Source organism: Streptomyces barringtoniae, from assembly GCF_020819595.1.
Classification (GTDB): domain Bacteria; phylum Actinomycetota; class Actinomycetes; order Streptomycetales; family Streptomycetaceae; genus Streptomyces; species Streptomyces barringtoniae.
In genome coordinates this window covers 1-11,565 of record NZ_JAJHNP010000007.1, presented here as the reverse complement: position 1 = coordinate 11,565, position 11,565 = coordinate 1, and the positions used below count along the sequence as shown (strand labels likewise).

Annotated in this window: 12 protein-coding genes; 3 read left to right on the top strand and 9 right to left on the bottom strand. The window is 70.8% G+C overall.

Going from position 1 to position 11,565, the window contains the following annotated elements; translation table 11 throughout:
* Positions 1 to 32 precede the first annotated feature (32 nt).
* From LMU33_RS13840 to allB, 4 genes are all read right to left on the bottom strand, one after another.
* Complete coding sequence (locus LMU33_RS13840) at positions 33 to 659, bottom strand: dihydrofolate reductase family protein (RefSeq protein WP_228620539.1); 627 nt, start codon at positions 657 to 659, stop codon at positions 33 to 35.
* A 96-nt stretch (positions 660 to 755) separates the two neighbouring features.
* Positions 756 to 1,574: an AIM24 family protein gene (locus LMU33_RS13835; RefSeq protein WP_228620537.1), complete on the bottom strand. Its 819-nt coding sequence runs from the start codon at positions 1,572 to 1,574 to the stop codon at positions 756 to 758.
* Between the two features lie 123 nt (positions 1,575 to 1,697).
* Positions 1,698 to 2,813: an allantoicase gene (alc, locus tag LMU33_RS13830; protein ID WP_228620535.1), complete on the bottom strand. Its 1,116-nt coding sequence runs from the start codon at positions 2,811 to 2,813 to the stop codon at positions 1,698 to 1,700.
* Positions 2,814 to 2,865: 52 nt separating this feature from the next.
* Positions 2,866 to 4,206 carry an allantoinase AllB gene (allB, locus tag LMU33_RS13825; protein WP_228620533.1) on the bottom strand — a complete coding sequence of 447 codons (1,341 nt, stop codon included), beginning with the start codon at positions 4,204 to 4,206 and terminating at the stop codon, positions 2,866 to 2,868.
* A gap of 274 nt (positions 4,207 to 4,480) precedes the next feature.
* Between allB and LMU33_RS13820 the strand changes: the two genes are divergently transcribed.
* Positions 4,481 to 5,275, top strand: a complete 795-nt coding sequence (locus LMU33_RS13820) for an IclR family transcriptional regulator (RefSeq protein WP_228620531.1) — start codon at positions 4,481 to 4,483, stop codon at positions 5,273 to 5,275.
* 106 nt (positions 5,276 to 5,381) lie between these two features.
* On the opposite strand, the gene LMU33_RS13815 is transcribed toward LMU33_RS13820, so the two are convergent.
* Complete coding sequence (locus LMU33_RS13815; RefSeq protein ID WP_228620529.1) at positions 5,382 to 5,699, bottom strand: DUF5955 family protein; 318 nt, start codon at positions 5,697 to 5,699, stop codon at positions 5,382 to 5,384.
* 129 nt (positions 5,700 to 5,828) lie between these two features.
* Between LMU33_RS13815 and LMU33_RS13810 the strand changes: the two genes are divergently transcribed.
* Together LMU33_RS13810 and aceB are read left to right on the top strand one after the other, a co-directional pair.
* Entirely contained in the window at positions 5,829 to 6,431 is a 603-nt protein-coding gene (locus LMU33_RS13810; RefSeq protein ID WP_228620527.1) for a nucleotidyltransferase family protein, read from the top strand.
* Positions 6,432 to 6,615: 184 nt separating this feature from the next.
* The gene (aceB, locus tag LMU33_RS13805) at positions 6,616 to 8,241 is read left to right on the top strand and encodes a malate synthase A (protein WP_228620525.1); all 1,626 of its coding nucleotides are present in this window, start codon (positions 6,616 to 6,618) and stop codon (positions 8,239 to 8,241) included.
* A gap of 3 nt (positions 8,242 to 8,244) precedes the next feature.
* Here aceB and LMU33_RS13800 read toward each other — a convergent pair whose 3' ends face one another.
* The 4 genes from LMU33_RS13800 to LMU33_RS13785 form a co-directional block, all read right to left on the bottom strand.
* Positions 8,245 to 8,520 carry an Rdx family protein gene (locus LMU33_RS13800; protein ID WP_228620523.1) on the bottom strand — a complete coding sequence of 92 codons (276 nt, stop codon included), beginning with the start codon at positions 8,518 to 8,520 and terminating at the stop codon, positions 8,245 to 8,247.
* Positions 8,521 to 8,530: 10 nt separating this feature from the next.
* Positions 8,531 to 9,445: a HipA family kinase gene (locus LMU33_RS13795; RefSeq protein ID WP_228620521.1), complete on the bottom strand. Its 915-nt coding sequence runs from the start codon at positions 9,443 to 9,445 to the stop codon at positions 8,531 to 8,533.
* Positions 9,446 to 9,540: 95 nt separating this feature from the next.
* The gene (speB, locus tag LMU33_RS13790) at positions 9,541 to 10,527 is read right to left on the bottom strand and encodes an agmatinase (protein ID WP_228620519.1); all 987 of its coding nucleotides are present in this window, start codon (positions 10,525 to 10,527) and stop codon (positions 9,541 to 9,543) included.
* 74 nt (positions 10,528 to 10,601) lie between these two features.
* A partial coding sequence (locus LMU33_RS13785) for an acyl-CoA carboxylase subunit beta (protein ID WP_283844136.1) occupies positions 10,602 to 11,565 on the bottom strand: 964 nt, incomplete at its 5' end.

The window sequence follows — 11,565 nt, the reverse complement described above, 5'->3', positions numbered from 1 at the left end:
GGAGTGCCTCGGGCGTGTCTTCGGGGAGCGCCTCAGGCGTCTTCCGGGAGTTCGTACGACCCGTACTCGGGGCTCCCCGCGAGGTCGTACGACTGGATGGAGACGCCCGCGCCCGTGACGCGGCCGCCGGTGTGCCGGAAGCTGGTGGGGACCGCGCCGTCGGTGAACAGGCGGCGTCCGGCGCCGAGGACGACCGGGAAGGTCAGCAGGTGCAGGGTGTCGAGGAGCCGGAGATCGATCAGGGAGCGGACCAGGGCGCCGCTGCCGTGGATCTGCAGTTCGCCGTCCGTGCGCTCCTTCAGGGCCTGCACCTCCTTGGCGACGTCGCCGCCGAGCACGCTGGTGCCGGACCACTCGGGAGCCTGGAGGGTGGAGGAGACGACGTACTTCGGGAGTGCGTTGAGGCGGGACGCGATCGGGTTGGCGGGGTCGGCGACCTTCGGCCAGTAGGAGGCGAAGATGTCGTAGGTACGGCGGCCGAGCAGGAAGGCGCCGGACCGGTCGAAGACCTCGGTGACGAAGCGGCCGAAGTCGTCGTCGCCGTACCAGAAGCTCCAGCCGCCGTGCGTGAAGCCGCCGCTGGTGTCCTCCTGGGGGCCGCCGGGCGCCTGGTACACGCCGTCGAGGGTGACGAAGACGGTGGAGACGAGCTTGCCCATGGCGGTGCCTTCTTCCGGGTGCGGGGTCTGTCGGTCATCAGCTCAGACCCCGCGGGCACCGGGAACTCATCGGTCCGGCCGCGGAGAGAACCGGGCTCAGCCGGCGTGGGTGGAGAACAGTCCGCCGGTCGGGCCCTGCTTGTCGCCGCCCTGGGCCTTCTTCAGCGCGTTGGCGAGGCTCTCGATGGTGAGGGACTGCAGGATCACCCGGCCGTTGCCCTCCAGGGTGGCCAGGGACAGGCCCTCGCCGCCGAACACCGCGTTCATGATCCCCTGGCGGTTGAGGCCGCCGACGCGCTGGACGCCGTACTGGATGCCCTCCTCGAAGGCGACCACACAGCCGGTGTCCACCTCGATGCGGCCGCCGAAGTCCGCCGGGTTGAGGTCGATGAAGTTGCCCGCACCGGCGATGATCACCGTGCCGTACCCGGTGAACTTCTCCAGGATGAAGCCCTCGCCGCCGCTCATGCCGGTGCGGGCGCCGGCGAAGGCGATGCCGAAGTCGACGGTGGACTCGGCGGCCACGAAGGCGTCCTTCTCGGCGAACCACGCGCGCGTGCCGTCGAGTTCCAGCGCGCGCATCTCGCCCGGGAGCACGCCGGCGAAGCCGACCGTGCCCTCGCCGCCCTGGGAGGTGAAGTACTGGAACGCCAGCGACTCGCCCGCGAGCATGCGCTGGCCGACCTGCATGGCGGTGCCCATGGCCTGGCGGAGCAGGCCGCCCATGCCGCCGCTCCCGCCGCCCTGCGTCTGCTGCCCGCCGTTTCCGGACGGGGTGGACAGCCGCGTCTCCATGGTCACGTTCGTCGTCTTGAACAGGAACTTTCCGGCCTCGCAGTACACGGTCTGGCCGGGCTGCAGGTTGACGACCGCCATCTGCATGGCGTTGCCGACGATCTCTTGCTGAAGGGTCACGCGGGAAGAACGCGGGGGACGCACCCGTAAGTTCCACAGGACCGGAAACGGATCCTTGTGGGTGACGCGCGGGGCGCCCCGGTGCTGTCCGGGCCGGGGCGCCCCACGCGGGTACGGGGTGGGTCAGCCGCCCAGTTCCTGGTGCCGGGCGGCGAGGCCGGCCGCGCCCTGCTCGGTCAGGGAGCCGTACAGGCGCAGGCGGGAGATGCCGCCGTCGGGGAAGATGTCGATCCGCGCGTGCGTGCCGACCGCGGGCTCCGGGAGGACGAACCGGTGGTTGGTGTCGGGCTGGAGGCGGGTGCGCGGGACGATCTGCGTCCAGTCACCGTTCTCGCCGTCCTTCACGGACACCGACGCCCAGCCGGCGCTGTTGCCCTTCAGATAGGCCGTGTCGATCTCGATCGCGCGGATCTGCGACTGGGCGGTCAGCTGGTAGCGGATCCAGTCGTTGCCCTGGTCGCGCCGGCGGCGGGTCTCCCAGCCGTCGTCCATCTTGCGGGAGCGGCCCGGCTGGATGGTGTTGGTGGCCGGGGAGTAGAAGAGGTCGGAGGCGTCCTCGACCCGGCCGCCGTTCTCCAGGGCGGCCACGTCGAAGGTGCCGAGGACGGCCAGCCACTCGGGGTCCGGGACGACTTCGCCGTACACGCGCAGGCGCGCGATGCCGCCGTCGGGGTGCTGGTTGACGCGCAGGTGGGTGAAGCGCTGCTCGACGGCGACGGCGAAACCGTTCGCCGCGTGGCCGCCGACGGCGGTGCGCGGGACGATCGTCGTCCACTTCACGTCCTCGCCCAGCAGCTCCTCCGGGGACGGCGAGCCCGGTACGGACGTGCCCTCGACGGAGACCGCCTGCGGGTAGTTGCCGCGGAAGTGGGCGGTGTCGACGACGATCCCGCGGATCACCCCGGGCGCGCCGAGGCGGACCAGCGCCCAGTCGTGGTCCTCGGCGGTCGGCCAGGGGTGCTCGGCGGAGGCGCCGCGCCGGCGGCGGGTCTCCCAGCCGTCCATGACCTTGCCCTTGTGCCCGAAGTGCTCGGGGTCGAACTCGGCCGGCTCGGGCACCAGGAGGTTCTCCCGCTGGGCGAAGAACTCGTCGTTGGCGGCGATGACACCGGCGCCGAGCTGCCGGTCGGCGAGGTTGGCGTACTGGGTGAAGGGGAAGTCGGCGGTGCGGTAGTCCGCGTACGGGTCGCCGCCTCCGTAGGGGTTCGCGTCGCCGGTGAAGCTCTGTGTCGCCGTCACGGGGATCAGGGGGTCCTTTCTGGAGTCGGCCGGTTGCGGGTGCGGGGGTGGCTTACTGGGGGCGGGCGAGCAGCGTGCCCTTCGGGTCGGTGAACTCGCCGTCCGCGACGATGCGTTCGCCGCGCAGCCAGGTGGACTTCACGACGCCGTACAGGGTCTTGCCGGCGTACGCGGTGACACGGTTGCGGTGCTGGAGGCCGGCCGGGTCGACGGTGAAGCTCTCGTCGGGGGCGAGGACCGCGAAGTCGGCGTCGCGGCCGGGGGCGATGGCGCCCTTGCGCGCGTCGAGGCCGACCAGGGCGGCGGTCTTCGTGGACATCCAGCGCACGACGTCCTCCAGGCCGTGACCACGCGCGCGTGCCTCGGTCCATACGGCGGAGAGGCTGAGCTGCAGGCCGGAGATGCCGCCCCAGGCTGTGGCGAAGTCGTCGGTCTTCAGGTCGGCGGTGGACGGCGAGTGGTCGGTGACGACGCAGTCGATGGTGCCGTCGGCCAGCGCCTCCCACAGCAGGTCCTGGTTGGCGGCCTCGCGGATGGGCGGGCAGCACTTGAACTCGCTGGCGCCGTCCGGGACTTCCTCGGCGGTCAGGGTGAGGTAGTGCGGGCAGGTCTCCACGGTGATCCGGACGCCCTCGGCGCGGGCGGCGCGGATCAGCGGCAGCGCGTCGCTGGAGGACAGGTGCAGCACGTGCACGCGCGCGTGGAGGCGGCGGGCCTGCGCGACGAGGTTGGCGATGGCCGTGTCCTCGGCGTCGCGCGGGCGGGAGGCGAGGAAGTCGGCGTACCTGGGGCCGCCGTGCTGCGGGGCGGCGGCGAGGTGGTGCGGGTCCTCGGCGTGCACGATCAGCAGGCCGTCGAAGCCGGCGATCTCCGCCAGGGACCGGCCGAGCTGGTCCTGGTCGAGGTGCGGGAACTCGTCGACGCCGGACGGGGACAGGAACGCCTTGAAGCCGAAGACACCGGCGTCGTGCAGCGGGCGCAGGTCCTTGACGTTGTCGGGCAGGGCTCCGCCCCAGAAGCCGACGTCGATGTGCGCCTTGTCGGCGGCCACCTCCCGCTTCACGCGCAGGTTGTCGACGGTCGTGGTCGGCGGGAGGGAGTTGAGCGGCATGTCGACCAGCGTGGTGATGCCGCCGGCCGCCGCCGCGCGGGTGGCGGTCCAGAAGCCCTCCCACTCGGTGCGGCCCGGGTCGTTGACGTGCACGTGGGTGTCGACCAGGCCGGGCAGCAGGACGTGGTCGCCGAAGTCCTCCAGCCGAGCGCCGGCCGGGACCTGGGCGTCGTACGGCAGGACGGCCGTGATCCTCCCGGCGGACACGGTGACCGTGGCGGCCCGCGCCCCTTCCGGAGTGATGACGCGCGTCGAGCGCAGGACCAGTTCAGCCTCGGACACCCGAACCCCTCTCTGTACCGCCGTTTTACGCCCCGGAAAAGGGGATTTACACTCACGTAACGGAATTCAACGTTCTGTTGAAGGAGTCTTCACCCCCACTCCCCCGCCGTCAAGAGGCACACTTCTGGGCAGCGCTCAGCCGGCTCCCACTCTGGACGTTTCCACAAAGCGGAATTAGAATTCCAGCAAGCAGAACGTAGCTACGTACAAGCAGGGAGCCAACCGGCTGCCGGGTAGGCTTCTCACCTCTTGCCAGTCCCGAAAGGAACGCGCCGTGCCGACGTCCAGGGCCAGCACCAACGACTCCGCCAAACCCTCCGCCGCGGGCGGGGTCCAGTCCCTGGAGCGCGCCTTCGACCTGCTCGAGCGGATGGCGGACGCGGGCGGCGAGGTCGGCCTGAGCGAGCTGTCCGCGACCAGCGGGCTGCCGCTGCCGACCATCCACCGGCTGATGCGCACGCTGGTCGCCTGCGGATACGTCCGCCAGCAACCGAACCGGCGCTACGCGCTCGGCCCCCGGCTGATCCGGCTCGGCGAGTCCGCGTCCCGGCTGCTCGGCACGTGGGCGCGGCCGTATCTCGCGCGGCTGGTCGAGGAGACCGGCGAGACCGCGAACATGGCGCTGCTGGACGGCGACGAGATCGTGTACGTGGCCCAGGTGCCGTCGAAGCACTCGATGCGGATGTTCACCGAAGTGGGCCGGCGGGTGCTCCCGCACTCCACCGGCGTGGGCAAGGCGCTGCTGGCCGGCGTGCCGGACGACGAGGTACGCGCCCTGCTGTCCCGTACGGGGATGCCGGCCGCGACGGAGAAGACGATCACTACGCCCGATGGCTTCCTGGCCGCGCTGGAGGACGTACGGCGGCTTGGGTACGCCGTGGACGACAACGAGCAGGAGATAGGGGTCCGGTGCCTCGCGGTGTCCGTGCCGGAGTCTCCGACGGCCGCGGCGATCTCCATCTCGGGGCCGGCCGGGCGGGTCACCGAGGAGGCCACGGAGAAGATCGTGCCGGTGTTGCAGCAGATCGCCCTTGAGTTGTCCCAGGCCTTGGCGAGTTCGGGCACCTGAGAGCCCGGGGGCATGGCCCGTCGGCGGGTGCGGGTGCCTCGTGGTTGTTCGCGGCCACGCGGCGGAGCCGCATATTGATGCAGCCCCTCGCCCCAGGGGGTCGCAGTCAGCCCCTCTGCATCGGTTCCCCGAAAAGATCCACCGCCTCCCGGACCTCGCTCAGGCCCCTCGCCAGCGCGCTCACCGAGCCGATCGCCCCAGCGATCAGTAACAGGGAGCTGCGCAGGCGCGGGATTTCCGGTGCGCCGCCCACGGCCATCGCCGCCAGCGTCGCCAGTTCGTCCTCGGCTATGCCCCGGTCGGGGAAGTCGGACGGGAGCAAGGCGAGTTCGCGGCGCAGCCGGGACACCGCGGTCCGCAGTTCCGACACTCTCGGATCCTCGTCGCTGCCGGTCACTGGCCTCTGCCCCAAGCTCCGCAACACAGCCCTCCCCCTCACACTCCGTCGTGCGCGGGCCAGTAAACGCCACCGCGTCCGGGAGCGCCACAGGGCGGACCGAAATTCAGCCCAAGGAAAGCGGCCGCCGCACCGCCCGTCAGGTATGCAGGACGCATGACGGACAACCATCACGAGGAGGTCGCCGGGCTGCTGCTCGCCGCCGGCGGGGGCAGACGGCTCGGCGGGCGCCCCAAGGCGCTGCTGGAGCACCGGGGCCGCCCTCTGGTCGAGCACGCGGTCGGCGTGCTGCGCGCGGCCGGATGTGCGCGGGTGCACGTCGTGCTGGGCGCGCGCGCCGAGGACGTGCGGGCGCGGGCCGATCTGCGCGGCTGCGTGCTCGTGGACAACCCCGACTGGACCGAGGGCATGGGCTCCTCGCTGCGCGCGGGACTGGCCTCCCTGGCCGGTACGGGGGTGCGCGCGGCCCTGGTGAGTCTCGTCGACCAGCCGGGCATCGGACCGGCGGCCGTGACGCGGGTGCTCGGCGCCTACGAGGACGAGAAATCGCTGGTCTCGGCCGCCTACGACGGCACCCGGGGGCATCCGGTGCTCTTCGGCGCGGCCCACTGGGCGGACATCGCGGCGACCGCCACCGGGGATCGTGGCGCTCGCACGTACCTGAAGGACCACGCGGCTCAGATCCGGCTCGTGGAGTGCGCGGACGTGGCCGAGCCGTACGACATCGACACCGAGGCCGACCTGCGCCACCTTGAGTGAAGGAGGTGGCACTGGGCGCCACCTTGCCTCGACTCAGAGAATCTCGACATCAACAAACCATTGAAGTTCCACAATGAGGAAACTACTATCCACTGATCAGAAGCGCCTGCCCGCACAGTCGGCGCTGATTGCCCTATTCGTGCCACTAGGCACCCGGTGCCACCGCTGAAGGAAGTGACAGCTCATGTCCGCACCAGCGCCGTCCCCGCTGGCCATCGTCGACGCCGAGCCCCTGCCCCGGCAGGAAGAGGTCCTCACGGACGCGGCGCTCGCCTTCGTGGCGGAGCTGCACCGGCGGTTCACCCCGCGCCGTGACGAACTCCTCGCCCGCCGGGCCGAGCGCCGCGCCGAGATCGCCCGCACCTCCACGCTCGACTTCCTCCCCGAGACGGCCGCGATCCGCGCGGACGACTCCTGGAAGGTCGCCCCGGCCCCGGCCGCGCTGAACGACCGGCGCGTCGAGATCACCGGCCCCACCGACCGCAAGATGACCATCAACGCGCTCAACTCGGGCGCGAAGGTCTGGCTCGCCGACTTCGAGGACGCCTCCGCGCCCACCTGGGAGAACGTGGTCCTCGGCCAGCTCAACCTGATCGACGCCTACACCCGCAGCATCGACTTCACCGACCCGAAGTCGGGCAAGTCCTACGCCCTGCGCCCGAACGAGGAGCTGGCGACGGTCGTCATGCGCCCGCGCGGCTGGCACCTGAACGAGCGTCACCTGCTCGACGCCGACGGCCACGCCGTCCCGGGTGCCTTCGTCGACTTCGGCCTGTACTTCTTCCACAACGCCCAGCGGCTGCTGGAGCTCGGCAAGGGCCCGTACTTCTACCTGCCGAAGACGGAGTCGCACCTGGAGGCCCGCCTCTGGAACGACGTGTTCGTCTTCGCCCAGGACTACGTCGGCACCCCGCAGGGCACCATCCGCGCCACCGTCCTGATCGAGACGATCACGGCGGCGTACGAGATGGAGGAGATCCTCTACGAACTCCGCGACCACGCCTCCGGGCTGAACGCGGGCCGCTGGGACTACCTGTTCTCCATCGTGAAGAACTTCCGTGACGGCGGCGCCAGGTTCGTCCTGCCGGACCGCAACGCGGTCACGATGACGGCCCCGTTCATGCGGGCGTACACCGAACTCCTCGTCCGCACCTGCCACAAGCGCGGCGCGCACGCGATCGGCGGCATGGCGGCGTTCATCCCGTCCCGTCGCGACGCCGAGGTCAACAAGGTCGCCTTCGAGAAGGTCCGCGCCGACAAGGACCGCGAGGCGAACGACGGTTTCGACGGCTCCTGGGTCGCCCACCCCGACCTGGTCCCGATCGCCATGGAGTCCTTCGACCGGGTCCTCGGCGACAAGCCGAACCAGAAGGACCGGCTGCGCGAGGACGTCCACGTCGAGGCGGCCGACCTGATCGCGATCGACTCGCTGGCCGCGAAGCCGACGTACAACGGCCTCGTCAACGCCGTCCAGGTCGGCATCCGGTACATCGAGGCCTGGCTGCGCGGGCTCGGCGCGGTCGCCATCTTCAACCTGATGGAGGACGCGGCCACCGCCGAGATCTCCCGCTCCCAGATCTGGCAGTGGATCAACGCGGGCGTCGAGTTCGACAACGGCGACAAGGCCACGCCGGAGCTGGCCCGCAAGGTCGCCGCCGAGGAGCTGTCCGACATCCGCAAGGAGATCGGCGAGCAGGCCTTCGCCGCCGGCCACTGGCAGGAGGCCCACGACCTGCTGCTGAAGGTCTCCCTGGACGAGAACTACGCCGACTTCCTCACCCTGCCGGCGTACGAGCAGCTCAAGGGCTGACGCCTACGCGGGGCTGTCCGAGTGGCCCAGGGGCTTTCCCGGGGCCACTCGGTCGCGTACGAGGCGCTTGACCGCCGTGGGCTCCGGGAAGCCCTGCTCGCGCCGGTCCCAGACGACCTCGTCGTTCACCCGGACGACGAAGACGCCCCCGGTGCCGGGCCTGAGCGACAGCTCGGTCAGCTCGGCCTCGAAGGTGGTGAGCAGTTCCTGCGCCAGCCAGGCGGCGCGGGGCAGCCAGCGGCACTGTGTGCAGTACTCGATCTGAACGCGCCAAGTCATCCGATGTGCCTCATCCCAGGTGCACCGACCAGTCCTGTTCCGCCGCCGGCTTGCCGTGCAGGTCGGGGACGCGCTTGAGCCAGGCCGGACGGCCCGCCTGTGTCTTCTCCGCGCGGGCGGCCTCCTCGGCCGCGAGTTCCTCGCGACTGGGGAAGTCGCCGGGCAGCCACTCGGGCGAGAGCCGTACGCGCGCGAGGAGGTAGTCGACGTAGGCGTCCCGGACGTCGTCCGGCGTCGCGAACCCGGCGTCCTCGGCGAGCCAGGCGTCCGGCACCTCCGCGACGATCCCGCGCAGCAGCTCCTCGGTCACCCGGGGAGCCAGTTCCGCGTCGGCGGCGCGGACGTCGGGGCCGTAGTGACCGAGCGCGTGATGGCGGAAGTCGTACTTCTTGCCCGGTGTCGTGGTGTCCCACCGGTGGTGGAAGACCAGGGCGGCGCCGTGGTCGATGAGCCACAGGCGGGGCGGTACGGTGCCGAGCGTCGGCCAGACCATGAGGTTGGAGCTGTGGACCGTGCGGTCGACGTTGACGGTCAGCGCGTCCAGCCAGACGATCCGGCCCGCCTCCAGCGGGTCCACGGGGAAGCTCCGCGCGATCTCCGGGGTGAAGTCGCAGGCGCCCGGCAGGTAGTCCATGCCGAGGTTCACGCCCGCGCTCGCCCCGTGCAGCTCCCGCACCTCCTGGTGCGGCTCCTCGGCGGCGATCGCGGGGTCGAAGTGGACGAGGACCAGCTCGGGGAAGCGCAGGCCGAGCACGCGGGCGAGCTCGCCGACGATCACCTCTGCGACCAGCGCCTTGTGCCCCTGTGCCGAAGCGGTGAACTTGACGACGTACGTGCCGAGGTCATCGGCCTCGACGACGCCGGGGACGGAGCCACCGGAGTGGAGGGGGGCGACGTAGCGGGTTGCAGCGACCTCTCTCAGCATCCTCGAAGGTCCCCTCGCCCGTCTGCCTCACGTTCATGAGCATAGTAACCGAGCGTGACAGCCGGGAGGAGTGCCGGAGCCGTCTTCGGCGGGTGTTACTTGGCCCCCCAGCGGGCCGGACCCATCTGGCGGGACATGATCGTGACGAGTTCGTAGGCAATGTGGGAGGCGGCGACGGAGGTGATCTCGGCGTGGTCGTAGGCGGGGGCGACCTCGACGAGGTCGGCGGAGACCAGGCGGCAGTCGGACAGACCACGGATGATCTCGAGCAGTTCGCGTGAGGTGAGACCGCCGGCCTCCGGGGTGCCGGTTCCCGGGGCGTGCGAGGGATCGAGGACGTCGATGTCGACGGAGATGTAGAGCGGACGTTCGCCGACGCGCTCGCGCAGCTGCTGGACCACCTCGTCGACGCCGCGTCGCATCACGTCCGCGGAGCTCACGATGCCGAAGCCCAGCTTGGCGTCCTCGGCCAGGTCGTCCTGGTGGTAGATCGGGCCTCGGATGCCCACGTGGGACAGGGCCGAGGTGTCGAGGATGCCCTCTTCGACCGCGCGGCGGAACGGTGTGCCGTGGGCGTACTGCACACCGAAGATGGAGTCCCAGGTGTCCAGGTGGGCGTCGAAGTGCAGCAGAGCCACGGGACCGTGCCGGCGCGCCACGGCCCGCAGCAGGGGCAGGGCGATGGTGTGGTCGCCGCCCAGCGTCATCAACCGCGCGCCGGTGCCGAGCAGTTCGTCCGCGGCGGCCTCGATGGTCTCCACCGCCTCCTCGACGTTGTACGGGTTGGCGGTGATGTCTCCGGCGTCCGCCACCTGGGCGAAGTGGAACGGGTAGACCTGCTGGGCCGGGTTGTACGGGCGCAGCTGGCGCGACGCCTCGCGGATGGCGTTGCCGCCGAAGCGGGCCCCGGGCCGGTAGGAGACGCCCGAGTCGTACGGCACACCGACCACGGCGATGTCGGTGTCCTCGACCTCGTCCAGCCGGGGCACCCGGCCGAAGGTCGCCGGACCGGCGTAGTGGAGGGTCCGGTCGGACTCCTCCGGGCCGCGCGGCGGGACGATGCCGTTGGGGTGGGCGTTCATGGTGGGTCCAGGGCCTTTCTCGGGGTGGTCGGTGCGGTGGCGGCCCCCGGCGGGGCCGCCTTCGAAGTGCGCCGTCAGATAGGGGGGTTGCCGTGCTTGCGGGCCGGCAGGTCGGCGTGCTTCGTGCGCAGCACGGCGAGCGCACGGATCAGCACCTCGCGGGTGTCGGCGGGGTCGATGACGTCGTCGACCAGGCCGCGTTCCGCCGCGTAATAGGGGTGCATCAGCTCGGACTTGTACTCCTTGACCATGCGCTCGCGCATGGCCTCGGGGTCGTCGGCCTCGGCGATCTGGCGGCGGAAGACGACGTTCGCCGCGCCTTCCGCGCCCATCACCGCGATCTCGTTGGTCGGCCAGGCGTAGGTCAGGTCCGCGCCGATGGACTGGGAGTCCATGACGATGTAGGCGCCTCCGTACGCCTTGCGCAGGATCAGCGAGATCCGCGGCACGGTCGCGTTGCAGTACGCGTACAGCAGCTTGGCACCGTGCCGGATGATGCCGTTGTGCTCCTGGTCGACGCCCGGGAGGAACCCCGGTACGTCCAGCAGCGTGATCAGCGGGATGTTGAAGGCGTCGCACATCTGGACGAAGCGGGCCGCCTTCTCGGACGCCTCGATGTCCAGGACGCCCGCCAGCACCCGGGGCTGGTTGGCGACGACACCGACGACCTGACCGTCGAGGCGGGCCAGGGCGACGATGACGTTGGCCGCCCAGCGCTCGTGGACCTCCATGAACTCGCCGTCGTCGACGATCTCCTGGATGACCTCGCGCATGTCGTACGGCCGGCTGCCGTCCACCGGCACGAGCTTCAGCAGGACGTCGGAGCGGCGGTCGGCGGGGTCGTCGCCGGCTACGTCCGGTGGCATCTCGCGGTTGTTCTGCGGCAGGAGTGACAGCAGGTACCGCACCTCGGCGATGCAGGTCTCCTCGTCGTCGTACGCGAAGTGGCAGACACCGGAGGTCTCCGCGTGGACGTCGGCGCCGCCGAGCCCGTTCTGGGATATCTCCTCACCCGTGACCGCCTTGACCACGTCCGGG

What these genes read in the sequence shown, in the direction of transcription:
- LMU33_RS13840 (WP_228620539.1), bottom strand. Translation starts at nt 659, where the DNA reads ATGGGCAAGCTCGTCTCCACCGTCTTCGTCACCCTCGACGGCGTGTAC.
- LMU33_RS13800 (WP_228620523.1), bottom strand. Translation starts at nt 8,520, where the DNA reads ATGACTTGGCGCGTTCAGATCGAGTACTGCACACAGTGCCGCTGGCTG.
- speB (WP_228620519.1), bottom strand. Translation starts at nt 10,527, where the DNA reads ATGAACGCCCACCCCAACGGCATCGTCCCGCCGCGCGGCCCGGAGGAG.
- aceB (WP_228620525.1), top strand. Translation starts at nt 6,616, where the DNA reads ATGTCCGCACCAGCGCCGTCCCCGCTGGCCATCGTCGACGCCGAGCCC.
- LMU33_RS13810 (WP_228620527.1), top strand. Translation starts at nt 5,829, where the DNA reads ATGACGGACAACCATCACGAGGAGGTCGCCGGGCTGCTGCTCGCCGCC.
- LMU33_RS13795 (WP_228620521.1), bottom strand. Translation starts at nt 9,445, where the DNA reads ATGCTGAGAGAGGTCGCTGCAACCCGCTACGTCGCCCCCCTCCACTCC.